The organism is Sphingomonas sp. GC_Shp_5, from assembly GCF_026540855.1.
Taxonomy (GTDB): domain Bacteria; phylum Pseudomonadota; class Alphaproteobacteria; order Sphingomonadales; family Sphingomonadaceae; genus Sphingomonas.
This window is the reverse complement of sequence record NZ_JALNUP010000003.1, coordinates 106,524-131,360: the sequence shown is the minus strand read 5'-3', so window position 1 is coordinate 131,360 and position 24,837 is coordinate 106,524. Positions and strand designations below refer to the sequence as shown.

Sequence of the window (24,837 nt, the reverse complement as noted above, 5' to 3'; positions counted from 1 at the left end):
ACGCTACGCGCGCCCACACGGCACGTGGCGCCCTTATCCGGTGCCGACGATGCGCTGGCCGCCGATTGTTTCTCATCTACAAACCGGATGTGACGAACGCTTGACAGATCACACTGCCCACGCTCAAACGTATACAGTATTTCGTATGAGTAATTCTGTAACGGTATAGCGACGAAAAGGGGCGGGGCATGATGACCTCACGGGGAAAATTGAAACTTACCTGCGGATCGGTCGCGCTGATGCTCGCGGCAGGTACAGCCCATGCGGCCGCGCCAGCACCTGCTGGCGCCGCGATGGTCCAGGCCGACACCGATCCTGCCCGCCCTCTGACCAAGGCCGAGCGCGCCGAAGCCAAGCGCCGCGCCAAGGCCATCCGCCAGGCCACGCGTGCGGGTACGACGACGGCGACATACAAGGGCGCCGAGGGCAATGACATCATCGTCACCGGCCTGCGCGGGAGCTTGCAGAACGCGCGGAACCGCAAGCGCTCCTCCAAGCAGATCGTCGATTCAGTCGATGCCGAGGATGCCGGCAAGCTGCCCGACAACAACGTGCCCGAGACGCTCGCGCGGATCACGGGCGTGCAGATCGACCGCTCTCACGGCGAGGGCACCAATGTCACGATCCGCGGCTTGGGCGATGTTCAAACTACCATCAACGGCTATGAAGCGGCAGGTGCGGGTTTGCGGTCGCTCAATCTCGCCGATATTCCCGCTGAGTTGCTCAAGTCGGTCCAGGTGTACAAGACGCGCGGCGCGGATCAGCCCGAGGGCGGGATCGCTGGCACGGTCAATGTCGAACTGCGCCGGCCGCTGGATCTCAAGCAGGGCATGACGCTGGCGGGCAGCTTCCGCGAGTCCTTCTCCGATCTCGGCAATACCAAGAGCCCCTATGCCAGCCTGTTGGTGGCCGATCGCTTCGACACGCCGATCGGCGAGATGGGCTTTCTGGTCAACGGATCGTACACGCGGAACAATTATTTCGAGAATTACGTCGTCAGCGAATCGCCGCAGCAGATCCCGAGCGGAACGCCGGCCTATCTGGCGCTGCCGGCGGCGTTGCAGAACACGATCATCCCTTATGCCGTGAACTACGGAGTCGAATCGGGCAGCATCAAGCGCCCCTCGCTCAATGCCTCATGGCAGTGGAAGGCGAGCGATCACCTCGATTTCGTGGTGGAGGGATCGTATGTCGGGGTCCGGTCGACCGACAAGACAGACAATCTGCGGATGGTCACCAACGACGGGAACGGCACATACAGCAATCTTGTCGCCAATCCGGATGGTACCGTCAGCACGGTGACGCTCAACAACCCCAATGGCGTCGGTGGCGGCCCGATCAGCACCTACCATCACACCAGGAGCGACACCTACACGACCAGTTTCGAGACCCACTATCACACCGACGACGTCCAGATAAACTTCAGCAATCAATATAATTGGAGCAACAACAAGACCTATTTCGTCCAGGATCAGTTCCGTTTCAGCGGCGCAACCTCGGCGGACGTCGACTTCAACTCGCCCAACGTTCCGGGCGGCGGGCCTTATATCAGCTTTCCCGGTGTCGATATCAGCGATCCGGCAAACTATAAGCTGTATCAGATTCATGACGAGCGCGGGACCAACGACGATACGTTGTTCGCCTCGAACCTCGACATGACCGTGCAGACCAGCCGCACGGGGCTGGTACGATCGGTGCAGCTGGGCGCGCGCTTCACCAAGCACACGATGGCGCGCGATTATGGCTATCGCGACGCCTTCTACTTCAACACGGCGACGGCGCCGAGCCTTACCGCTGTGGGCGCCGCCACCGGCGTCGGCTTGGCGACCACCACCCCCGACATCTCGGGCGCGAGCCAGGTGCCGACCTATTATCACTTCGACGGGCAGAGCCTGTTCGACAATTTCGGCGCGGTGCGCAATTACCTCATCAACAACGGCGCCGATCTTCAGGGACGGGACTGGACGCTCGCCGAGCCCGCGACCACCGATCCCGGGGAGAGCTTCAAGGAGCATGAGCGGACCTTTGCCGCTTACGGCCAGATCAATTACGGGTTCGATGCCCATTTCCCGATCGATGGCACGCTCGGGCTGCGGTTCGTCAACACCTGGGGCACCGCCACCAGCTCGCAATACACCTTCCATCTGCTGAGCACGGGCAAGCCCGATTATAGCCTGCCAGTGATCTACACGCCGACGAGCAGCACATCGAACTACATCGATTTCCTGCCCAGCGCGACCGGCACGATCCACTTCACGCCCAAGATGCAGCTGCGCCTTTCCTATACGCACAACGTGTCACGCCCCGACTTCTACTCGATGCGATCGTCGCTCAATCTTCTCGATGAAACTACCATTGGCAAGATCTATTCGGGCAACCCGGATCTGAAGGCGGCACAGGAAAATAGTTACGACGCGTCACTGGAATATTATTATGGTCGCGGCGGGGTGTTGTCGCTTGGTACGTTCCTGAAGAACCAGACCGGCTTCATCTATTATACCGAGCAGCGCGAACTCGTTCCGGGTCAGCCTCTCAATCCGCTGGTGGCGGATGGCACCTACCTTGTCGGCAAATCGCGCAACGCCGGTCCCGGCAAGATCTTCGGCGTGGAAGGGCAGATGAACACCTTCTTCGAGTTCCTGCCGGGGCTGTGGAAGAACTTCGGGCTGAACGTCAATTTCACCTATATCCCGGTGGCGACGCTGCATCTGGCGTATAACGATGCCGATCTCGACACCAAGGGGCTGTTCGACGCGCCCTACACCTCGACCTACTCAGGCAACGTCCAGTTTTTCTACGACACGCCCCAATTCGGCGCGCGCATCGCCTATAACATCCGGTCGAGCTACAAGACGTATATCGATTATGTGAACCCCGGCTATTCGATCTACACGCAGGATACATCGCGGCTCGATGCTTCGGTCAACTTCACCCCGGTCAAGTTCCTGACCTTCAGCGTCGATGCCACCAACCTGCTGCACAATAGCGCCGATTCCTACTTCGGCGCGTACAATGCGCTTCCGGTCGGCGTTCGTGTCCAGGCGCGCACCATTCAGGCGGGCGCCCGCTTCCGCTTCTGACCTTGAACGAGCCGGCCCGCGCCACGCGGGCCGGCCGTTACCGTGCCCAGCCGTTCGCCGCCGGCTCCAGCCCGTCGAGGAACGCCGCGGCGCTGGCGCGGATCTCGGCCTTGGCGTCGTCGGAGAAGCGGTTCCAGGTTGCGTACATGTTGCGCATCCGGCTGTTGCCGCGCAGCCGATCCTCGTGGCGGCCGATAAAGTCCCAATAGAGCGCGTTGAACGGGCAGGCGTCGGGGCCGGTGCGCTGCTTCACCTTGTAGCGGCAGCGCCCGCAATAATCGCTCATCCGGTCGATGTACGCGCCCGTCGAGGCATAGGGCTTGCTGGCGATGGCGCCGCCGTCGGCGAACTGGCTCATGCCGATGACATTGGGCATCTCCACCCACTCATAAGCATCGAAATAGACCACCAGGAACCAGTCGGAGATCGCCTTGGGATCGACGCCGGCGATCAGCGCAAAATTGCCCAGCACCATCAGCCGTTGGATGTGATGCGCATAGGCCTCGCGCCGGGTCTGGCCGACGCTTTCGCGCAGGCAGCGCATCTCGGTGTCGCCGGTCCAGTAGAATTCAGGCAGCGGCCGGTGCGCGGCAAGCGCGTTGCGCGTCGCAAAGCCCGGCATGTCGCGCCAGTACATGCCGCGCATATATTCGCGCCAGCCGATGATCTGGCGGACGAAGCCCTCGGCGGAGTTGAGCGGCACCAGCCCGCGCGCATAGGCCTCGGCGGCGGCATGGGCGACCTCGAGCGGGGTCAGCAGCCCGAGGTTGATGCACAAGGAGAGCACGCTGTGGTAGAGATACTCCTGCCCGGCCACCATCGCGTCTTCGTAGCGGCCGAAATCAGGCAGCGCGGCCGCGACGAAATGGGCAAGCGCGGCGAGCGCCTGGCTGCGGGTGACGGGCAGGGCGAACGGCTCGAGATCGCCGAAGTGGCCAGCGAACTCGCGACCGACCAGCGCCAGCACCTCCGTCGTGATCGCATCGGGGGCGAACCGCTCGGGCACCGGATAGTTGAGCCCGCGCGGCGGGGTCTCGCGATTGTCGGCGTCGAAGTTCCAGCGGCCGCCCTCGGGCTCGCCGTCGGCGGTCATCAGCAGCCCGGTCCGGCGGCGCATGTCGCGGTAGAAATATTCCATCCGGAGTTCGCGCCGCCCCTTCGCCCAGCCGAGGAACTCGGGCACCGAGCAGATGAAGCGGTCATCGGCGAGAATCTCGACCGGCACGCCGCTCGCCGCCGCCCAGCCGTCCTGCATCTGGCGGACGCGATATTCGGCACCCTCGACGACGCGGACGGCGGTGGCCCCGTGCCGCGCCACCGCGCGCTGCACCTCACCGGTGAAGCCCTGGCGGTTGTCGGGATCGTCAAGCGTCACGTAATCGACGCGCCAGCCGTCGGCGCGCAGCTCGGCGGCGAAATGGCGCATCGCCGAGAAGATCAGCGCAATCTTCTTTTTGTGGTGGCGGACGTAGCCGGTCTCCTCGCGAACCTCGACCATCAGCACGATCGCCGCGGCGCGGTCGACGTCGCGCAACGATGCGAGCGAGGCGCTGAGCTGGTCGCCGAGGACGGGGATGATGATCGTCACGCAGATTCCGCCTGGGGCCCCGCGCGGCGCAGCGCGGCGAGCGCGCGCTCGCGGGCCTCGCGATGGCCGATCAGCGGCGGCGCATAAGCCGCCGGCGCCACGCCCGCGCCGTGCGGATCGTGGATGACCGCGTCGCTGAGGGCTGCAAGCTCGGGCACCCAGTGGCGAATATAGCCGGCGGCATCGAACTTCTCGGACTGGCCAAGCGGCGCCATGATCCGGTTGAACGGCGCGGAATCGACCCCGGTGCCCGCCACCCACTGCCAGTTGACGCTGTTGTTGCCGTAATCGGCATCGATCAGGCAGTCCCAGAACCAGCGCTCGCCACGCCGCCAGTCGAGCAGCAGATGCTTGATCAGGAAGCTCGCGGTGAGCATCCGCACCCGATTGTGCATCCAGCCGAGCTGCCACAGCTGGCGCATCCCGGCGTCGACGATCGGATAGCCGGTCTCGCCCTTCGTCCAGGCGACGAAGTCCGCATCGGCCTCGGGCCCGCTGCGCCAGCGGAGGTCGTCCATCCGCGCGCGGCCGTTGTCGTCGGCATAGCGCGGCAGTTGCACGATCAGGTTGGAGGTGAAATCACGCCAGGCGAGTTCGCGCAGGAACGGTTCGGCGCCGCGGCTGGTCGCCACCGCATGCCATACCGTCGCGGGCGAAATCTCACCCATGTGGAGGTGCGGTGACAATCGCGAGCTGCCGTCGATCGAGGGCAGATTGCGATCCTGCGCATAGCCGCCGACATGGTCGACGAACGCCTCGAGCGCCGCGTGCGCGCCTTCCTCGCCGGGTTGCCATTCGTCGAACCCGCCCGACCAGTCGGGCGCCGTCGGCAGCAGGCCCCAGGCGGCCAGTTCGTCGCCGGCCGGCGGGTGGGCGACGCCGGTGATCTGCTGCGGCGCCTCGACGGGGGCCGCGGGCGGCATCCGCATCTGCAAGGCTTTCCAGAAGGGCGCAAACACGCGGAAGCCGGTGCCTGCGCCGGTGCGCACCGTGTCTGGATCCGCGAGCAGATAGCCGTCGTGCCGGACCAGCTCGAGCCGCTCGCCAAGCCGCGCCTCGGTATCGCGCCACCACGGTTCGTAATGCGCCAGGCAGTGGACCCGCGCGGCACCGACCGCGTCGGCGAGCTCGGCGAGGATCGCGACCGTGTCGCCACGGCGCAGCACCAGCGGCACACCCAGCGCGTCGAGCGATGCAGCAAGGCTGGTCAGCGCATGGTGCAGCCACCAGCGTTGCGCGCCGCCGATCCGCCAGTCGCCGGGCGCATCATCGTCGAGCACATAGACCGCGAGCACCGGTCCCTCGGCAGCAGCGGCGGTTACCGCCGCCTGATCGGCAAGCCGGAGATCCTGGCGAAACCAGAGGAGGGTGGGGGCTGGGGAGGTGGTCGTCATCGGCCGATCAATGCTTGAAACGGCAGAGCGATGCCGACCCTAGCCCAGAGAATCTGTCGGCGCGGTGCTGTCAGGCCGGCGACGACATCGCGCGCGGGGTGGACGATTCGTCAAGCGCGGCCAGTTCGACGGGCGTGAGGCCCATGCGCCGTTCGATATGGTCGGCTGCGGCGACGTGGCTAGCGTCCGGGAGATCGGCGGCGTGCCGGCCGGTCTTGCCCGTCGCGCGCGAGGCGGCGAACAGGCTCAATGTCATGCGGGTCATTCAGTCTTCGGTTCGGGGTGCGCGCCGCATTGGTTGCTGGCACGCTAACCGGAAAATACGCCGAGGCGGCGAAGGTTCCCCGCGCTTGCGGCAAGCTGCGGCACTGGCTTCCGACAGCGCCGCACCGACGACCGACGGGCGAGCATCTGAGGAATCGCCCCCAGATGATCACCCATCGGTTCCGTGGCTCAGGCGGCGGTGCCGATCGCGTCAAGCGTGGCGACGGCTTCGGCGGACAGCACCAGCGACCCCGCCGCGAGGTTTTCGTGGAGATGCGCGACCGACGAGGTCCCCGGGATCAGCAGCAGGTTCGGCGCGCGCTGCAGCAGCCAGGCGAGCGCCACCTGCATCGGCGTGGCGCCAAGCGATGTGGCGACATCAGACAAGGCGGTGGATTGCAGCGGGGTGAAGCCGCCGAGCGGGAAGAACGGCACATAGGCGATGCCGTCGGCGGCGAGCTGGTCGATCAGCGCATCGTCGGCGCGGTGCGCGACATTGTACAGATTCTGCACGCAGACGATCTCGGCAATGCCATTGGCTTCGGCGATCTGGGCCGCGGTGGCGTTGCTGAGGCCGATGTGGCGGATAAGGCCCTGTTGCTGCAGCTCGGCGACTACCTCCAGCCGGTCGGCGATCGATCCCTCCGAAGGGCCATGATCCTCGCCACCCATCAGGCGCAAGTTGACGACGTCGAGCACGTCGAGGCCGAGGTTGCGGAGATTGTCGTGAACCGCGGCGGTGAGCTCGGCCGGCGACGTCGCGGGGATCCATGAGGCATCGTCGCCGCGGCGCGCGCCGATCTTGGTGACGATGGTGAGATCGTCGCGATAGGGGTGGAGCGCTTCGCGGATCAGCTTGTTGGTGACGTGCGGGCCGTAGAAGTCGCTGGTGTCGATGTGGTTGACCCCGGCTTCGACGGCGGCGCGCAGCACCGCCAGCGCCGCGGCATGATCCTTGGGCGGGCCGAACACGCCGGGGCCGGCGAGCTGCATGGCGCCATAGCCGAGGCGGTTGACGGTGCGGGTGCCGAGCGAAAACGTGCCGGCGGTGGCGATACTGGTCATGACGGGTCTCCTCTGGTGATCTGCATGTAGACACGGCCGCCCTGAACGATAACAACCGCAGATCGGCACAGGCTGTACGGACAGGCGCACAATGGCAGCGAATCTCGGCGACCTTGCAGCTTTTGTCGCGGTGGCGCGGGCCGGGGGCTTTCGCGACGCGGCGCGGGTCGCGGGCAGCAGCGCCTCGGGCCTATCGGAAGCGGTGCGGCGGCTGGAGACGCGGCTCGGCGTGCGCCTGCTCAACCGCACCACCCGCAGCGTGATGCCGACCGAGGCGGGCGCGCGGCTGCTCGACCGGCTGGTGCCGGCGCTCGGCGAAGTGGAAGCGGCGCTCGACGTGGTCAACGGCTTCCGCGATTCGCCGGCTGGCACGCTGCGCATCAACGTGCCGGTCAGCGCCGCGCGGCTGGTGCTGCCGCGGATCATCCCGGGATTCCTGGCCGCCTATCCCGACATCCGGTTGGAGATCATCGCCGAGGACGGCTTCGTCGACGTGCTCGCGGCGGGTTGCGATGCCGGTATCCGCTATGATGAGCGGCTGGAGCAGGACATGATCGCGGTGCCGATCGGTCCGCGCACGCAGCGCTTCGCGGCCGCGGCGGCGCCGGGCTATCTGGCGCGGCGCGGCCGGCCCGGTCATCCGCGCGACCTGCTCGACCATGCCTGCCTGCGTGGCCGCTTCTCGAGCGGGATGATGGGCCCGTGGGAGTTCGAGCGCGACGGCGAGATCGTCAAGCTCGATCCCCCGGGGCCGCTGATCGTCCAATCAGGGGGCGCGATGGACCTCGCGATCGCCGCGGCGATCGGCGGCAGCGGCATCGTCTTCCTGTTCGAGGACTGGCTGCGCCCGCATCTCGACAGCGGCGCGCTCGAGCCGGTGCTTGAACCGTGGTGGCAACCGTTCTCGGGACCGTACCTCTATTATCCCGGGCGGCGCTACCTGCCGGCGCCGCTCCGCGCGTTCGTCGACCATGTCGGCGCGCACGGCCGGTGGTAGCCGCGCGACGCTGACGGGATCAGGGTCGACGCGATCAGAGGCCTGCGTCCTTCTTCGCGCGCTCCTCGTAGAACAGGCGGACGACGTCCCACGCCTCTTCGGCGGTCTCGACGAAGGTGAAGATGCCAAGATCGCGCTGGCTGACCACGCCCTCGTCAACCAGCGCCTGGAAGTTGATCACCTTGTCCCAGAATTCGCGGCCGAACAGCAGCACCGGGATCGGCGCGATCTTGCCGGTCTGGATCAGGGTGAGCAGCTCGAACAGCTCGTCGAAGGTGCCGAACCCGCCGGGGAAGGCGGCGAGCGCGCGGGCGCGGAGCAGGAAGTGCATCTTGCGCAGCGCGAAATAGTGGAACTGGAAGCTTAGCGACGGCGTCACATAGGGGTTGGGCGCCTGCTCGTGCGGGAGCACGATGTTGAGCCCAACCGATTCGGCGCCGACGTCCGCCGCGCCGCGATTGGCCGCCTCCATGATCGATGGGCCGCCGCCCGAGCAGACCACGAACTGGCGCTTGCCGGCCTGGTCGCGCGGCACCCGGCTGGCGATCTGAGCGAGCTCGCGGGCGACGTCATAATAGCGGCTCTTCGCCACCAGCCGCTCCGCGATGCCCCGCGCGGTGTCGTCGCTCGCCATCTCGAGCATCGCCTGCGCCTTGGCGGGCTCGGGGATGCGGGCCGAGCCGTACATGACGAAGGTGGAGGCGATCTGTGCCTCGTCGAGCAGCAGTTCGGGTTTGAGCAATTCGAGCTGGAAACGCACCGGTCGCAGGTCTTCGCGCAGCAGGAAATCCATGTCCTGGAAGGCGAGCCGGTAGGCGGGGTTCTCGGTCTGCGGCGTGGAGATCGCGCCCTTGGCGCTTTCCGCGTCCTGCTTGGCATGCGGGAAAACGCGGTTCGGAACGTGTGTATCGGTCATCCGAGCCCGGTAAAGCAAACCGCCAGCGGCGGAAAGGGGCCGTCAGCGGCAGAGATGCGCGTTATCGTCCTCGAGGTGGAGATGGTTGTGGTGCGCGGCATTATAGTCGGGCGACAACACCGTGCCGAACCGCTTGCACGCCGAGCCGTGGATGGTCTGGAGGAAGCGACGCACCGCCGGGTCGGGCGAGTTCCAGTCGGCGAGGATGCTGATCCGCCGCCCGTCCTTGAGCGTCACCCCGCCGATGTCGACCGCATTGGCGATCGCATGGCCCGAGCGCCGCGACGCGCTGCGTGCCGAGCCGACGACGTTGCGGCAGGCATAGCTGCCCATGCTCTCCACCCGCGCCAGCTCGCTGCCGAGGATCTGATAGGCCGCCGGCGCGACGCCGTTGCGGACCCAGCTGGTGAAGGCGCGCGCCTCGCCGCAGCGGACCGCGCCAAGGTTGGTCACCGGCACGCCGATGTCGACCAGCTGCACGGTGCCGGCAAGGCCGCAGCCATTGCCGAGGTCCTTGTCGGGCAGGACGCGGAACGAGACCGCCTCGCGGTGGAGGTCGCCGAGGCATTGCGCGGTGTCGCGCACCGACGGCCGCGAAATCGTGTCGCGCGACGGCGCCGGTCGCTGCTGGGCAGGGCGCTCGCGGCTGCCGCAGCCGGCGAGCAGCAGCGCCAGCGCCGTCGCCGCGACCCGTCCGTGCCCCCGATGCTGACGCAACATACTTCCCCTTTACGCGGCTCGTAGAGAGGGTTGCGGTCGTCCGGCAATGGATCCGCATCGCGGTTGCGACGAATCGTGGCCGATCCGCCCGCGGCCGATTTGCGGTTGCCAGCCTGCGCCGACGTCCCTAACGCCGTCGACGGGCCACGCGGTCCCAACGCCGCGCGCGCTCTCTGTGAGGAGAGACTACATTGACGGATACTGTTCTAGCACCCGCCACGGGTGCGCTCGAGAAGCCTGCCACCAAACCGGCACGGCCCTATTTTTCTTCCGGCCCCTGCGCCAAGCCGCCGGGCTGGGACGCCGCCAAGCTCGCCACCGCCAGCCTCGGCCGCTCGCACCGCTCCAAGATCGGCAAGCAGCGCCTGCAATATGCCATCGACCTGATGCGCGACTGCCTGCGCCTGCCTGATACCCACCGCATCGGCATCGTCCCCGGATCCGACACCGGCGCGTTCGAGATGGCGATGTGGACCATGCTCGGCGCCAAGCCTGTCACCACGCTCGCCTGGGAAAGCTTCGGCGAGGGCTGGGTCACCGACGCGGTCAAGCAGCTCAAGATCGATCCCACCGTGATCCGCGCCGATTATGGCCAGCTGCCTGATCTGGGCGCGGTCGACTGGTCGAACGACGTGCTGTTCACCTGGAACGGCACCACCTCGGGCGTCCGCGTCCCCAACGGCGACTGGATCCCCGAGGGTCGCGAGGGCCTGTCGTTCGCCGACGCGACGTCGGGCGTGTTCGCCTACGACCTGCCGTGGGACAAGATCGATGTCGCCACCTTCTCGTGGCAGAAGGTGCTGGGCGGCGAGGGCGCGCATGGCGTGATCATCCTTGGGCCCCGCGCGGTCGAGCGGCTGGAGAGCTACACCCCCGCCTGGCCGCTGCCCAAGGTGTTCCGCCTGGTGTCCAAGGGCAAGCTCGCCGAGGGCGTGTTCAAGGGCGAGACGATCAACACGCCGTCGATGCTCGCGGTGGAAGACGCGATCTTTGCGCTCGAATGGGGCAAGTCGCTCGGCGGCCTCGATGGCCTGATCGCGCGCTCGGATGCCAACGCCGCGGCGCTGCAGACCATCGTCGCCGAGCGGGCGTGGCTCGGCAATCTCGCCGCCGACGAGGCGAACCGCTCGACGACGAGCGTGTGCCTCACCGTCGAGGGCGCGGACGAGGCGTTGATCAAGAAGATGGCGTCGCTGCTCGAGGCGGAGGGCGCGGCCTATGACGTCGCCGGCTATCGCGACGCGCCGGCGGGTCTCAGGATCTGGTGCGGTGCCACCGTCGACACCGCGGACATCGAGGCGCTCGGGCCGTGGCTCGACTGGGCCTATGCCACCGCCAAGGCTTCCAACTAATCATCGTCGTCCCAGCGAAAGCTGGGATCTCGTCCCGCGGGCGTAGGCCTGCCGCACGAGATCCTGACTTTCGTCAGGATGACGCATTGCAGAAAGACACGTCGTCATGCCCAAAGTCCTTATTTCCGACAAGATGGATCCCCAGGCCGCCAAGATCTTCCGCGAGCGCGGGGTCGAGGTGGACGAGATCACCGGCAAGACCCCGGCAGAGCTGATGGCGATCATCGGCGACTATGACGGGCTCGCGATCCGCTCCTCGACCAAGGTTACCAAGGAGATCCTCGAGCACGCGACCAACCTCAAGGTGGTCGGCCGCGCCGGCATCGGCGTCGACAACGTCGATATCCCCGCCGCGTCGGCCAGGGGCGTGGTGGTGATGAACACCCCGTTCGGCAATTCGATCACCACCGCCGAACATGCCATCGCGCTGATGTTCGCGCTCGCCCGCGACCTGCCGGAGGCGGACAAGTCCACCCAGGCCGGCAAGTGGGAGAAGAACCGCTTCATGGGCGTCGAGATGACGGCCAAGACGCTCGGCCTGATCGGCGCCGGCAACATCGGCTCGATCGTCGCCGATCGCGCCCGCGGCCTCAAGATGAAGGTGGTCGCCTATGATCCCTTCCTCACCCCCGAGCGTGCGGTGGAGATGGGTGTCGAGAAGGTGACGCTGGACGAGCTGCTCGCCCGCGCCGACTTCATCACCCTGCACACGCCGCTGACCGACCAGACCCGCAACATCCTGTCGGCGGAGAACCTCGCCAAGACCAAGCCGGGCGTGCGGATCGTCAATTGCGCGCGCGGCGGGCTGATCGACGAGGCGGCGCTCAAGGCAGGGCTCGATTCCGGCCATATCGGCGGCGCCGCGCTCGACGTGTTCGTGACCGAGCCGGCCAAGGAATCGCCGCTGTTCGGCACCCCGAACTTCATCTCGACTCCGCATCTCGGCGCCTCGACCACCGAAGCGCAGGTCAATGTCGCGATCCAGGTCGCCGAGCAGATGGCGGACTTCCTGGTCTCGGGCGGCGTCACCAACGCGCTCAACATGCCCTCGCTCTCGGCCGAGGAAGCGCCCAAGCTCAAGCCGTACATGGCGCTCGCCGAGAAGCTCGGCAGCCTGGTCGGCCAGCTCGCGACCGGCGCGATCACGCGCATCTCGGTTCATGCCGAGGGCGCCGCGGCGGAGCTCAACCAGAAGCCGATCACCAGCGCCGTGCTGGCCGGCTTCCTCCAGACCCAGACCGCGACGGTCAACATGGTCAACGCGCCGCTGCTGGCACGCGAGCGTGGCATGGAGGTGCGCGAGATCCGCACCGAGCGCGAGGGCGACTATCACACGCTGCTGCGCGTCGCGGTGAAGACCGCCGATGGCGAGCGGTCGGTGGCGGGTACCTTGTTCGGCGACCAGGCGCCGCGCCTCGTCGAGCTGTTCGGCATCAAGGTGGAGGCCGATCTGGTCGGCCCGATGCTCTACGTCGTCAACGAGGACGCTCCCGGCTTCATCGGCCGGCTCGGTACCGCGCTCGGCGAGGCAGGGGTCAACATCGGCACCTTCCATCTCGGCCGCCGTTCGGCCGGCGGCGAGGCGGTGCTGCTGCTCTCGGTCGACGAGCCGGTGACCGCGGAGCTGCTCGCCAAGGTCAAGGCGCTGCCGGGCGTCAAGACCGCGATGGGCCTGTCGTTCTGAGGCCTGGCTGAACCTTCCCGTCCCCGGCCTCGTCCGGGGACGGGATGCGGCCGCGGCCGTGTGCGATGGCCATGGCCTGCCGATCGCCCTGAGCCTGCCGAAGGGCATGAGACCCACTGTGCTTCGACAGGCTCAGCACGAACGCCCCGATGCTTGACCGAGCGCGAAGACATTCCCTTCCGTTCGCCCTGAGCTTGTCGAAGGGCAGGGGACACGCCGCGCTTCGACAGGCTCAGCGCGAACGGGCTCCCTCGTCATCCTGCGCTACCCCTCTCCCCATTGCGGCAGGGGCGCTCTATGGAGCCGGCATGACCCCATTGCTTCCCGAAGGTTTCCGCGACCGTCTGCCGCCCCATGCCGATACCGCCGCCGCGATCGAGGCGCGGGTGCTCGAGGCAGCGCGGCTGCATGGCTATGAACGCGCCGATCCGCCGCTCGTCGAATATGCCGACAGCCTCGGCTCGCGGCTCAAGGACGGCGCGCTGATCGATGCGGTGCGCTTCGTCGATCCGGTGTCGCAGCGCACGCTCGCGATCCGCCCCGATCTCACCGCGCAGATCGCCCGCATCGCCGCGACGCGGATGGGGCATCACCCGCGCCCGGTGCGGCTGTCCTATGCCGGCCCGGTGCTCAAGCTGCGCGCCGAGCAACTCGCCCCGGCGCGCGAGTGGCGCCAGATCGGCTGCGAGCTGATCGGGCTCGATTCGGTCGCGGCGGCTCAGGAAGTGGTCGGCGTCGCGGTGGAAGCGCTTGCCGCGGCTGGCGCCAGCGGCGTCTCGATCGATTTCACCCTGCCCGATCTGGTCGATACGCTGGCGGCGGGGCCGTTGCCGGTGCCGCCCGAGCGGGTCGAGGCGCTGCGCGACCGGCTCGACGCCAAGGATGCCGGCGCGGTGGCGGAGCTGGCGCCGGCCTATCTGCCGCTGATCGAGGCGGCCGGGCCGTTCGAGGCGGCGCTGGCGCGGCTGCGCGGCTTCGATGCCAGCGGCGCGCTGACCAGCCGCCTGGATGGGCTGGCGGCGCTGGCGCACGCCGTGGGTGGTCGCGTCGGGCTGACGCTCGATCCCACCGAGCGCCATGGCTTCGAATATCAATCGTGGCTCGGCTTCTCGCTATTCGTCGCCGGTGCGACGCGCGAGGTCGGCCGCGGCGGCACCTACACGGTGATGCACGATGGCGGCGCCGAGGAAGCGGCGACCGGGTTCTCGATCTTCGCCGATGCGATCGTCGCCACCGCCGCGCCGGCCGAGCGGCGGCGGCTGTTCCTGCCGATGGGCACCGCGCCGGCGGATGGCGCGGCGATGCGCGCCGCCGGCTGGGTGACGGTGGCGGCGCTGGAGGCCGGCGACACGCCAGAGGCGCAATTGTGCACGCATTTCTGGGCGATGGGCGAGGCGCGGCTGCTGCGGGATTAGAACCACGATCCCGTTCGTGCTGAGCTTGTCGAAGCACGGTGAGTCCCTTGCCCTTCGACAGGCTCAGGGCGAACGGGTAGCAGGGTTTGGTTGACGCGTCCGGCCCCCGAGGCTAGGCGCGCCACCGAACAATCGGAACCGTCCGCGCGCCGAGCCCTGTCGAAGGGCGCGCGGATTCGCCAGGCAGGCGGAGAATTGTATCCATGGCCAATGTAGCCGTGATCGGCGCCCAGTGGGGCGACGAGGGCAAGGGCAAGATCGTCGACTGGCTCGCCGAACGCGCCGACATGGTGGTCCGCTTCCAGGGCGGGCACAACGCCGGCCACACGCTGGTGGTGGGCGAGAACGTCTACAAATTGTCGCTGCTGCCGTCGGGCATCGTCCGCGGCACGCCGTCGGTGATCGGCAATGGCGTGGTGCTCGACCCCTGGGCGCTCAAGGCCGAGATCGAGCGGCTCGCAGCACAGGGCGTGGTCGCGACCCCGGAGACGCTGCGCATCGCCGACAATTGCGCGCTGATCCTGCCGTTCCACCGCGATCTCGATGGTCTGCGCGAGGATGCGAGCGGCGCCGGCAAGATCGGCACCACGCGTCGCGGCATCGGCCCGGCCTATGAGGACAAGGTCGGCCGTCGCGCGATCCGCGTCTGCGACTTGGCCCATCTCGACCAGCTCGATACCCAGCTCGATCGGCTCACCGCGCATCACGACGCGCTGCGCGCCGGCTTCGGCCAGCCGCCGATCGACCGCGCGGCGCTGATCGCCGAACTGCGCGATATCGCCGATTTCGTGCTGTCCTTCGCCAAGCCGGTGTGGCGCGACCTCAACGAGGCGCGTGCGGCGGGCAAGCGCATCCTGTTCGAAGGCGCGCAGGGCGTGCTGCTCGACGTCGATCACGGCACCTATCCGTTCGTCACCTCGTCCAACACCATCGCCGGCAGCGCCGCGGGTGGCTCGGGCCTGGGGCCGGGGGCGGTCGGCTTCGTGCTCGGCATCGCCAAGGCCTATACCACCCGCGTCGGCTCGGGGCCGTTCCCGACCGAACTCGAGGACGAGATCGGCGAGCGCCTCGGCACCCGCGGCCATGAGTTCGGCACCGTCACCGGGCGCAAGCGCCGCTGCGGCTGGTTCGATGCGGTGCTGGTGCGCCAGTCTGCCGCCGTGTCCGGGATCACCGGCATCGCGCTGACCAAGCTCGACGTGCTCGACGGCTTCGAGACGATCTCGATCTGCACCGGCTATCGCCTGCGCGGCGAGACGCTGGACTATTTTCCCTCGCACGCCGCCGACCAGGCCGCGGTGGAGCCGATCTACGAAACGATGGAAGGCTGGCAGGATTCCACCGCCGGCGCGCGCAGCTGGGCCGAATTGCCGGCCCAGGCGATCAAGTATATCCGCCGTGTCGAGGAATTGATCCGCTGCCCGGTGACCCTGGTATCGACCAGTCCCGAACGGGCCGACACCATCTTGGTTCGCGATCCGTTCGCCGACTAATCTAGATCATCTTTGCCGGCGGCATGAAGATCATGCCGCCGGTTCGATCAAGCATCCTTTTACTGTCTGGCCTGTTGTGGAGATCAACAGGGAGAAGAAGGATGGACGACGATCTTGTCCGACTGGCCAAGTCCCAGCTTGCGTTCCGCCGGTTGCGCTACACCCATTTCGATCACGCGCTGTTCGACGAACACGCATGGGACATGCTGATGATCCTGTTCGTCGCGCGCAGCGAGGGGCGCGAGATCGAGGATATCGAGCTGATCACCGAGACGGCGGCCCGCCTGCCCACCGGCCTGCGCTGGCTGTCGATGCTGGAGCATGACAAGCGCGTCGCGCGAACGGTGAAAAGCGACCGGATCCTGGTGACGCTGACCGACGAGGCTGCCGCCTCGATGCGCCAATTCTTGCTGGATGCCTCCGCCGCCCGGTAGCGATCCGCGGTTTCGTGCGACGGGACCGTCGACGCTTCGCCTGTAGCCGATCGCAAAAGAAGAGGCCGGACGATCGCTTGCCCGGCCTCTCCTTTCACTCGTCGGCGACGAGCTTAGCGCGGCGTGGTCGCGCCGCCCGAGCTGCTCGTCGTGCCCGTTCCCGTGGTCGTACCCGGCGTGGTCGTGCCGGTTGCATCGGGGCTGGTCATCGAGTCCGGCGACATGGTCGAGTCGGTGGTCGACGTCGTCCCCGTGGTCGTCGTGCCGGTGCCCGAGCGCGTGCCGGTGGTGCCGCGATGAGTGCTGCGCGTCGATTTGCTGCGGGTGGTGCTGGTCGTGCCACCGGTGGTGCCGGAGGTCGTCGACTGGCCGGTGCCGGTCTGGCCCATCGACATGTCACCGGTGGTGCCGCCCATGGTGCCCGATGTCGTGCCGCCCATCGTGCCCGAGGTGGAGCCACCCATGGTCCCCGTCGAGCCACCCATGGTGCCCGAGGTCGACCCACCAGTTGTCGTCTGCGCAATGGCGGCGGTCGGCAACAACAGCGCGGCGACGGTAAGTGTCATGATCTTTCGCATCGTTCTCTCCTGCTTTTCGTTATCGTATCAACGGCTCGCAGGGGCAGGTGTTCCCTTTGATTAACTACATTGAGCCCGGTGGAGTAACGCCTGATCGGCGAGCACCAAGGCCATCATCGCTTCCACCACCGGCACGCCGCGGATGCCGACGCACGGATCGTGGCGCCCCTTGGTGGCGATCTCGGCGGCTTGACCGTCGCGGTCGATCGTCGGCACCGCGGTGAGGATCGAGCTGGTCGGCTTGAACGCGGCGCGCAGCCGGATCGGCTGGCCGGTGGCGATGCCGCCGGCGATGCCGCCGGCGTGGTTGGCGAGGAAGGTGGGGCCGTCGTCGCCCGGGCGCATCGCATCGGCATTGGCCTCGCCGGTGAGGGCCGCGGCGGCGAAGCCGTCGCCGATCTCGACGCCCTTGACGGCGTTGATGCCCATCACCGCATGCGCCAGCTCGGCGTCGAGCTTGGCATAGAGCGGCGCGCCCCAGCCGGCGGGCACGCCCACCGCCTCGCAGGCGACCACCGCGCCGAGCGACGAGCCGGCCTTGCGCGCACCGTCAACCAGCGCCTCCCAGCGCTCCGCCGCGGCAGGGTCGGGGCAAAAGAAGGGATTGGCGTCGATCGTCGCGTCGTCGAACGCGGCGTAATCGATCGCATCACCGCCGATCGCCTCCACCCAGCCGCGGATCCGCACCTGCGGGATCACCAGCCTGGCGACCGCGCCAGCCGCCACCCGGCTCGCCGTCTCGCGCGCCGATGACCGCCCGCCGCCGCGATAGTCGCGGAAGCCGTATTTGGCGTCATAGGCGTAATCGGCATGGCCCGGGCGGTAGGCGAGCGCGACTTCGGAATAATCCTTCGATCGCTGGTCGACATTCTCGATCATCAGGCTGATCGGGGTGCCGGTGGTGCGGCCCTCGAACACGCCCGAGAGGATGCGCACCTGATCGGGCTCGCGGCGCTGGGTGGTGAAGCGCGAGGTGCCGGGGCGGCGCTTGTCAAGCCAGGGCTGGATGTCCGCCTCGGCGAGCGCGAGCCCCGGCGGACAACCGTCGACCACCGCGCCGATCGCGGGACCGTGGCTCTCGCCCCAGGTGGTGAAGCGGAAGACGTGGCCGAAGGAATTGACGCTCATGATGCCTCCCTCTCGCGACGGAGGGGAGGGGTCAAGCTGTAGCGTCGGGTAATCGGTTCAGGCGAGCGCGATATCCGGCGCGTCCTCGGCCTTCATGCCGATCACGTTGTAGCCGGCATCGACATGGTGGATCTCGCCGGTGACGCCGCTCGACAGGTCGCTCAGCATGTACAATCCGGCGCCGCCGACGTCGTTGATCGTCACGGTACGGCGCAGCGGCGAGTTGAGCTCGTTCCACTTGAGGATATAGTTGAAGTCGCCGATCCCGCGCGCCGCCAACGTCTGGATCGGGCCCGCCGAGATCGCGTTGATGCGGATGTTCTCCGGCCCGAGATCCACCGCGAGATATTTGACGCTGGTCTCGAGCGCCGCCTTGGCGACGCCCATGACATTGTAATGCGGGATGACCTTCTCGGCGCCGTAATAGGACAGGGTCAGGATCGAGCCGCCCTCGGGCATCATCGTCCGTGCGCGCTTGGCCACCGCGACCAGGCTGTAGGCCGAGATGTTCATCGTCATCAGGAAATTGTCGAGCGTGGTATCGTAATAGCGACCGCGCAGCTGCGACTTGTCCGAAAAGCCGATGGCATGGACCACGAAGTCGATCGTCGGCCATTCCGCGGCGAGCTTGCCAAAGGTCGCATCGAGCGCGTCCATGTCCGAGACGTCACAGTCGAACAGCCGGGCGACGCCGAGCTGCTCGGCGAGCGGGCGCACGCGCTTCTCCATCGCCTCGCCCTGGTAGGAGAAAGCGAGCTCGGCGCCGGCAGCCGACAATTGCTTGGCAATTCCCCACGCCAGCGACTTGTCGTTGGCCAGGCCCATGATCAGCCCACGCTTTCCCGCCATCAACCCCGTCACGCCGTCACCGCCTCCGTCTTGCTCGTCGCTGCACCCTGTAGCGCCGGTTCGGGCGGTTCCGCCAGTGCCGCGTTGAGATGGGCGCCAAACACCAGCCCGAGGCCGATCAGATAAAAGAACAGGAGCATCACTACCACGCCGGCCAGACTGCCATAGGTGAGGTCATAGCCGCCGAGCTGCGCGAGCACGATCGGCAGCAGCGCGGTCATCCCCACCCACCAGGCGGTGGTGAACAACGCGCCCGGCCATTTCTTGCACTCGGTGTAGCGGTATTTGGACGGCGTCACCGAATAGAACAGCATGTAGAGCGCGCCGAACATCAGCAGCCCGGGGATGATCCGCGACAGGCCGACCCAGCCGGCGGCGTTCTCGGCGAAGGGCAGCAGCCGATAGATGAACTGTTCGGCGGCGGTGAGGATGCCCTGCACCAGGAAGGCGATCAGCGCGATAATCACCGACAGGATGATCATCCCCGACGACGACAGCCGCGAGCGCCAGAAGGGCGCGGTCGATTTGACGCCATAGGCACGGTGGAAGATGTCGCGAATCGTCTCGACGAAGCCGCCCACCGTCCACAAGCCGACCAGCCCGCCGAGCCACAGCAGGTTGCCGGTGCGCGCCACCAGCACGTCGGCGATCGGCTTGCGCAGGATGTCGGCGACATCGGGGGGCAGCACGTGGAGGAACGAGGCCACGGTGCGCTGCGTCTCGGCGCTCTGGCCGAGCAGCGACAGCAGCGCCGCCGCGGTGATGAAGAACGGGAACACCGTCATCAACGCGAGATAGGCGAGATTGCCGGCGTGGATGAAGCCGTCGTTGAACACGCCGAACGCGGCGCGCTTGAACACCTCGATGGTGGCCGGCCCGGGCTTCAGCTTGGCGAGGTGGTGGTGGGCGCCGTGGCGATGCTTCGCCCGGTCTTCGGGGGTTAGGGCGGGGGCAGCGTCTGTCACGCGGCTCAGACGCCCAGCGCCGCCCTCGGGTTCCCGGCTCCATCCCACTGTTCGGCAAAGGCTTGCAGCGCGGCATCATGCGCAGGCACGTCGACCATCAGCGTCACGAGCTGGTCGCCGCGGGTACCGTCCTTGCGGTAGAAGCCCTTACCCTTGAGGCGCAGCGTCTTGCCCGAGGTGGTGCCGGCGGGGATCGTCAGCATCACCGCCTTGTCGACGGTCGGCGCTCGCACCGAGCCGCCGAGTACCGCTTCCTTGAGGGTGATCGGCAGATCAAGCCGAACGTCGTCGCCGTCGCGTGTGAAGAAGCGATGGGCCTGCACCTCGATACTGACGATGGCGTCGCCGGCGCCGCCCGGGCCCTGTTCGCCCTTGCCGCCCAGCTTCATCTGGGTGCCGGTCTCCACCCCCGCCGGCAGCTTGAGGTCGATCGCCTTGCCGTCGCCGAGCGTCACCCGCTGGGGGTTGAGCGTCGCCGCATCGACGAAGGGCACGCGCAGCTGATAGGCGATGTTGGCGCCCTTGGGCTGCGGCCGCCGGCCGAAGCCGCTGGCAAAGCCGCCGCCACGCTGGCCGCCGCCGAACAGGCCCTCGAAGATGTCGCCCATGTCGGCGGTGTCGCCGCCAAACTCGAATCCGGCGCTGTTGAAGCCGCCGCTGCCCGGGCCGCCGGGGCGCGGGCTGCCGGCGCCATAGCCGAACGGTGCGGCAGGGTTGCCGTCGCCATCGATTTCGCCGCGATCGAAGCGCGCGCGCTTGTCCTTGTCGGTGAGCAGGTCATAGGCGCTCGTCACCTGGCTGAACCGCTCGGACGCTTTGGGATTGTCCTTGTTGCGGTCCGGATGAAGCTCTTTCGCGAGCTTGCGGTACGCCTTCTTGATGTCGGCCTCGGTCGCGCCACGCGCCACGCCCAAGGTCTGATATGGATCGGCCATCGAGTCCCCGTTGGTGTATTAGCCGGCTATGTGGGGGAGGGAGCGGCGCAACGCAATCGGTGGCTGCATCGTTGGTGGCATCGAGGAGACGCGATCATGACCGACAAGCAACCCACCCAGGCGATGGATACCAAGCACGACGGCAGCAAGGACGGCGTCGGCGACGCACCGGGCAAGACCGCGGGCGGCAGCGAAAGCAGCGGCGGCGCCTATCCCAATCCGCATACCGGCAAGAAGCCCGGCGGCGCCGGCGGCGGCTTCATGGGCCATGGCGGCCAGAGCGGCATGGAATATTCGGGCACCGGCGATAAGGACACCGACGACGACGTCGGCAATGAGAATGCCGTGACGAAATAGGCCGTTCCCCGCCGTCCGGCACCTACTTTCTCTGTCACCCCAGCGAAGGCTGGGGTCTCCGGCGGCTCCATCCCTGTGTGCCACCAGGAGATCCCAGCTTTCGCTGGGATGACGGTAGAGGGGGGGAAGGACTAGGCGGCGACCAGATCCTCCAGCGGCGCGACATCCACCGACACCTCCATGTTCTGCGCATGCGAGCCGAGCACCACGCCGTCGACCGGCGCGATCTCGGCATAGTCGCGGCCAACGGCCATGACGATGTGATCGCCCGCCATCCAGATGCCGTTGGTGGGATCGAGCCCGACCCAGCCCTGCACCGGCCCGCACCACAGCAGCACCCAGGCGTGCGTCGCATCGGCGCCGACCAGCCGCGGCTCGCCGGGGGGCGGGATGGTGCGAATATAGCCCGACGCATAAGCCGCCGGCAGCCCTGCCGCGCGCAGCCCGGTGATCATGATCTGCGCGAAATCCTGGCACACGCCCTTGCGATGCAGAAAGGCTTCGTGCGGCGGCGTGTCGACCAGAGTCGCCGTAGCGTCGAAGGTGAAATCGCGCTGGATCCGCTGCGCGAGCGCGATTCCCGCCTCGAGGCTGCCGCGCGCGGGATCGAGATCCGCCGCGCAATAATCGGCGATGCCATGGTCGAGCGGGATCAGCGGCGAGGGGAACAGGTAATTGGCCGGGCCGATCGCCGAAAGATCGCGGCTGTGGCGCGCCATCGCCGCGACCTCGGCGAGCGTCGGGTCCGACGCGTCGGGGATCGGGATCAGCCGGTCGACCGCAATCCGCGCGCGGCTCTCGATGGTCAGGCTGCGCACCGGCGTATCGATCACCAGCCGGGTGACGTTGGCGAGCCCCGCCTCGGCGCGCGCCGGCGAGGTGCGCCCGACCGGTTCGACGGTGAGCGCATAATCCTCCACCGTCTGGCCCGGCCAGTCGATCGGCTGGAGCCGCAGGTTGCAGCGCGCGAACTTGACGAAACCGCCGTAATCGAAGCGGGTGACGTGGCGGATGTCGTAGATCATCGAACGGTCTGCTTCATGCCAGCGTCAGCCCCACGGCGCGCAGCGGCTCGGCACCCTGGAGGAAATAGCGGCGCGCCACCGCGTCGGACAACTGGGCGAGCCGGCGCTCCATGTCGCCGAGCGTGTCGGGGGTCATGGTCGCGGCCGTTGTGGTGGCGAGAATCGCGGTCAGCGCCTTGGCGAGCGCCTGCTGCGGCTCGGCCATGCCATCGTCGCTCAGCACCGGCAGTTCGCCAAGCCGCTCGTTCAGCCGCTCGGTCTGATAGGCGAGGCTGCGCGGGTTGCCCGGATCGAGCGCGACCAGATCGACCACCGGCACCCGCGCGATGCCGGTGAGATAGCGCTGGCGGTAGCTGATCTGGCTGTTGGCGAGATCGAGCAGTGTCGACAAATCGTCCGCAGTCGCACCGGGCATGCCGAACAAGCGCACCGCCCTGGTCATCGCCATCGCGCGCTCCAGCCGGCGGCCGAGATCGTGGAATCGCCAGGCGGAAGTGCGGCCCATATGCTCGGCCGACAGGCCGGCGATCGCCGCATAGCGTCGCTGCAGCGAGCCGGCGCGATCGAGCATGCCGCGGTGGCTGGGGAAGGGCGCCTCGAGCAGCCGCACCATGTCGGCCGACAGCCGGTCGCGCGAGCCCTCGCCGATGCAACGGGCGAGGCGGTTGATCGTCGCCACCGAATGCCAGTCCTCGTCCTCCATCGCCTGGCGGGCGAACAGCGTCAGGTCGCCGCGGCGCAGCGACAGCGGGTGCGGCGCCGATCCACCGCCCGCGATCAGGCCGACGAGCTTGCCCATCGTCGCCGACGACAGCGCCGCGCCGCCATCGGCATCGATCGAGTTGCCTAGCATGACCCGGATCGCCGCGAGCAGCGCCTCGCCGCGCTCGAGATAGCGGCCGAGCCAGTAAAAATTGTCGGCGACCCGGCTCGGCAGCGTCCCCGGGTTGCGGCGCACGGCGAGCGAATCCTGCGCGGGCAGCAGCGACACCTGATCCACCGCCTCATGGCCATGGATGCAGACGTCGGCCGACCAGGTGCCCTCGCCCATCACCGTCGAGCGCGGATCGGGATCGTCGCCGATCCGGGCGAAGCCGCCGGGCAGCACCGTCCACGCGCCGTGCGCATCGCGTGCCAGGAACACGCGCAGGGTGAAGGGCCGCGGCTCGAGCCGGTCGCCGATCACGACGGGCATGGTGGAGAGGCGGACGATCTCCTGGCCGACATAATCCTGCGGGCGGCGGGCTATGTCGGCGAGCAGCGCGATGCGCGCCGCGCCGGTGATCTCCGCACCAGGAATCGGCTTGTTGCCGGGCAGGCCGAGCGGCGCCGCGCCGAATGCGGGGCCGATCAGCAGCCGATCAAGGTCTTCCTCGACATGCACGCGCTCGCGATCATGCCCGCACCACCAGGTGGCGATGTTGGGAATGTGCAGGCTTTCGCCGAGCAGCCGCGTCGCCAGCTGCGGCAGGAAGGCGCTGAACGCCGGCGCCTCGAGCACGCCCGACCCCGGTGGGTTGGAGAGCACGACATTACCCGCCGCATAGGCATCGATCAGCCCCGGCACGCCGATCTGCGAGTGGGAATCAAACGCCAGCGGATCGAGCAGCCGCGGATCGACCCGCCGCCACAGCGCGTCCACCCGCTTGAGCCCGCCGATGGTGCGGACATAGAGCTGGTTCTCGAGCGCGGCGAGATCGGCGCCTTCGACCAGCAGCAGCCCGAGGTAGCGGGCGAGATGCGCCTGTTCGGGATAGCTCGGGTTGAACCGTCCAGGCGTGAGCAGGCCGATCCGCGGCTCGGCGCGGCGGCACATTGCGGCGATGCCGGCGCGGAACGCGGCGAAGAAGGGCGCGTGGCGCTGAACGTTGAGCCGCGCCTGCAGGCCGCCGAGCGTGCGGCTCACCGCCAGCCGGTTCTCGAGCGCATAGCCGGCGCCGGCAGGCGCACGCAGGTGATCGGCAAGGATCCGCCATTCGCCAGTGGGGCCGCGGCCGAGATCCATCGCGATGAAATGGAGGTGGCGACCGCCGGGCGGTTCGAGCCCCACCATCGGCCGCAGGAAATAGGGGCTGCCGGTCACCAGCGCGGCGGGGATCAGGCCGCGCTCGACCAGCCGGCCGGGCCCATAGAGATCGGCGATCACGGTCTCGAGCAGATCGGCACGCTGGACGACGCCGCGGGTGATCTCGCGCCACTCCGCGCTGTCGATCAGCAGCGGCACGGGGGACACCGGCCAGGGTCGCTCATCGGCCTCGCCCGAGATGCGAAAGCCCATGCCGATGTCGGCGGCATGGCGGCGGACGCGTTCGCGGATGTGGTCGAGATCGTCGGACGCGACGGTGGCGAGTTCCTCGAACATCGCCGCCCAGGCCGGATCGTCGCTGCTGCACAGCACGTCGTCCGCGGTAGCGCGGGCGCAGTAATCCGCGATCCAGCGCTTGGCATGCGTCGCCGCGTCGAACAGGGGCGCCGTCGCCATCGCTTGCCTTTGTATGTCCCTGCGGTGTGAGCGGCACCGTCTACGCTTGCGCGCTGCCATGCAACATAAAAGGGCGCTGATCCTTGGTCAGCCCACGTCGAGCCCTGGATGATGAG

21 protein-coding genes are annotated in these 24,837 nt (G+C 67.7%); 8 read left to right on the top strand and 13 right to left on the bottom strand.

What is annotated here, in order from left to right:
* The first annotated feature begins 188 nt into the window (after positions 1–188).
* Positions 189–3,080 carry a TonB-dependent receptor gene (locus OXR60_RS03975; protein WP_267394284.1) on the top strand — a complete coding sequence of 964 codons (2,892 nt, stop codon included), beginning with the start codon at positions 189–191 and terminating at the stop codon, positions 3,078–3,080.
* Between the two features lie 37 nt (positions 3,081–3,117).
* Here OXR60_RS03975 and OXR60_RS03970 read toward each other — a convergent pair whose 3' ends face one another.
* The 4 genes from OXR60_RS03970 to OXR60_RS03955 all read right to left on the bottom strand — a co-directional run bounded on the left by OXR60_RS03970 (position 3,118) and on the right by OXR60_RS03955 (position 7,391).
* A complete protein-coding gene (locus OXR60_RS03970; protein ID WP_267394282.1) occupies positions 3,118–4,668 on the bottom strand; it encodes a cryptochrome/photolyase family protein in 1,551 nt (516 codons plus the stop codon).
* Positions 4,665–6,062, bottom strand: a complete 1,398-nt coding sequence (locus OXR60_RS03965; RefSeq protein ID WP_267394281.1) for a deoxyribodipyrimidine photo-lyase — start codon at positions 6,060–6,062, stop codon at positions 4,665–4,667. Before OXR60_RS03965 ends, OXR60_RS03970 begins: the two co-directional genes overlap by 4 nt.
* Positions 6,063–6,132: 70 nt before the next feature.
* Complete coding sequence (locus OXR60_RS03960) at positions 6,133–6,327, bottom strand: hypothetical protein (RefSeq protein WP_267394280.1); 195 nt, start codon at positions 6,325–6,327, stop codon at positions 6,133–6,135.
* Positions 6,328–6,515: 188 nt separating this feature from the next.
* Positions 6,516–7,391: an aldo/keto reductase family oxidoreductase gene (locus OXR60_RS03955; RefSeq protein WP_267394279.1), complete on the bottom strand. Its 876-nt coding sequence runs from the start codon at positions 7,389–7,391 to the stop codon at positions 6,516–6,518.
* A gap of 91 nt (positions 7,392–7,482) precedes the next feature.
* On the opposite strand from OXR60_RS03955, the gene OXR60_RS03950 reads away from it, so the two are divergent.
* The gene (locus tag OXR60_RS03950) at positions 7,483–8,388 is read left to right on the top strand and encodes a LysR family transcriptional regulator (RefSeq protein ID WP_267394277.1); all 906 of its coding nucleotides are present in this window, start codon (positions 7,483–7,485) and stop codon (positions 8,386–8,388) included.
* A gap of 34 nt (positions 8,389–8,422) precedes the next feature.
* Here the strand turns inward: OXR60_RS03950 and OXR60_RS03945 are convergent, their stop codons facing one another.
* A complete protein-coding gene (locus OXR60_RS03945; RefSeq protein WP_267394275.1) occupies positions 8,423–9,304 on the bottom strand; it encodes a TIGR00730 family Rossman fold protein in 882 nt (293 codons plus the stop codon).
* Between the two features lie 42 nt (positions 9,305–9,346).
* Positions 9,347–10,024 carry an extensin family protein gene (locus OXR60_RS03940; RefSeq protein ID WP_267394273.1) on the bottom strand — a complete coding sequence of 226 codons (678 nt, stop codon included), beginning with the start codon at positions 10,022–10,024 and terminating at the stop codon, positions 9,347–9,349.
* 191 nt (positions 10,025–10,215) lie between these two features.
* On the opposite strand from OXR60_RS03940, the gene OXR60_RS03935 reads away from it, so the two are divergent.
* The 5 genes from OXR60_RS03935 to OXR60_RS03915 all read left to right on the top strand — a co-directional run bounded on the left by OXR60_RS03935 (position 10,216) and on the right by OXR60_RS03915 (position 16,402).
* Positions 10,216–11,376 carry a phosphoserine transaminase gene (locus OXR60_RS03935; protein ID WP_267394271.1) on the top strand — a complete coding sequence of 387 codons (1,161 nt, stop codon included), beginning with the start codon at positions 10,216–10,218 and terminating at the stop codon, positions 11,374–11,376.
* Positions 11,377–11,482: 106 nt separating this feature from the next.
* Positions 11,483–13,060: a phosphoglycerate dehydrogenase gene (serA, locus tag OXR60_RS03930; protein WP_267394269.1), complete on the top strand. Its 1,578-nt coding sequence runs from the start codon at positions 11,483–11,485 to the stop codon at positions 13,058–13,060.
* 308 nt (positions 13,061–13,368) lie between these two features.
* Positions 13,369–14,475, top strand: a complete 1,107-nt coding sequence (locus OXR60_RS03925; protein WP_267394267.1) for an ATP phosphoribosyltransferase regulatory subunit — start codon at positions 13,369–13,371, stop codon at positions 14,473–14,475.
* A gap of 203 nt (positions 14,476–14,678) precedes the next feature.
* Positions 14,679–15,968 (top strand): adenylosuccinate synthase, encoded by a 1,290-nt coding sequence (locus OXR60_RS03920; RefSeq protein WP_267394262.1) that lies wholly within the window; start codon positions 14,679–14,681, stop codon positions 15,966–15,968.
* Between the two features lie 23 nt (positions 15,969–15,991).
* Positions 15,992–16,402, top strand: a complete 411-nt coding sequence (locus tag OXR60_RS03915) for a hypothetical protein (protein ID WP_267394260.1) — start codon at positions 15,992–15,994, stop codon at positions 16,400–16,402.
* Positions 16,403–16,515: 113 nt separating this feature from the next.
* Here OXR60_RS03915 and OXR60_RS03910 read toward each other — a convergent pair whose 3' ends face one another.
* From OXR60_RS03910 to OXR60_RS03890, 5 genes are read right to left on the bottom strand one after another with little or no spacing between them, the layout of a single operon-like run.
* Positions 16,516–16,980: a hypothetical protein gene (locus tag OXR60_RS03910; protein ID WP_267394258.1), complete on the bottom strand. Its 465-nt coding sequence runs from the start codon at positions 16,978–16,980 to the stop codon at positions 16,516–16,518.
* Positions 16,981–17,040: 60 nt separating this feature from the next.
* Positions 17,041–18,108 carry a chorismate synthase gene (aroC, locus tag OXR60_RS03905; protein ID WP_267394256.1) on the bottom strand — a complete coding sequence of 356 codons (1,068 nt, stop codon included), beginning with the start codon at positions 18,106–18,108 and terminating at the stop codon, positions 17,041–17,043.
* A gap of 57 nt (positions 18,109–18,165) precedes the next feature.
* Positions 18,166–18,969 carry an enoyl-ACP reductase FabI gene (fabI, locus tag OXR60_RS03900; protein ID WP_346015430.1) on the bottom strand — a complete coding sequence of 268 codons (804 nt, stop codon included), beginning with the start codon at positions 18,967–18,969 and terminating at the stop codon, positions 18,166–18,168.
* Positions 18,966–19,922 (bottom strand): YihY/virulence factor BrkB family protein, encoded by a 957-nt coding sequence (locus OXR60_RS03895; protein ID WP_267394254.1) that lies wholly within the window; start codon positions 19,920–19,922, stop codon positions 18,966–18,968. Before OXR60_RS03895 ends, fabI begins: the two co-directional genes overlap by 4 nt.
* 5 nt (positions 19,923–19,927) lie before the next feature.
* Positions 19,928–20,857, bottom strand: coding sequence for a DnaJ C-terminal domain-containing protein (locus tag OXR60_RS03890; protein WP_267394252.1), 930 nt, complete (start codon positions 20,855–20,857; stop codon positions 19,928–19,930).
* A gap of 96 nt (positions 20,858–20,953) precedes the next feature.
* On the opposite strand from OXR60_RS03890, the gene OXR60_RS03885 reads away from it, so the two are divergent.
* Positions 20,954–21,214, top strand: a complete 261-nt coding sequence (locus OXR60_RS03885) for a hypothetical protein (RefSeq protein WP_267394250.1) — start codon at positions 20,954–20,956, stop codon at positions 21,212–21,214.
* A gap of 131 nt (positions 21,215–21,345) precedes the next feature.
* On the opposite strand, the gene OXR60_RS03880 is transcribed toward OXR60_RS03885, so the two are convergent.
* Positions 21,346–22,239 (bottom strand): transglutaminase family protein, encoded by an 894-nt coding sequence (locus OXR60_RS03880; RefSeq protein ID WP_267394248.1) that lies wholly within the window; start codon positions 22,237–22,239, stop codon positions 21,346–21,348.
* 13 nt (positions 22,240–22,252) lie between these two features.
* Entirely contained in the window at positions 22,253–24,721 is a 2,469-nt protein-coding gene (locus OXR60_RS03875) for a circularly permuted type 2 ATP-grasp protein (RefSeq protein WP_267394246.1), read from the bottom strand.
* Positions 24,722–24,837: the final 116 nt, after the last annotated feature.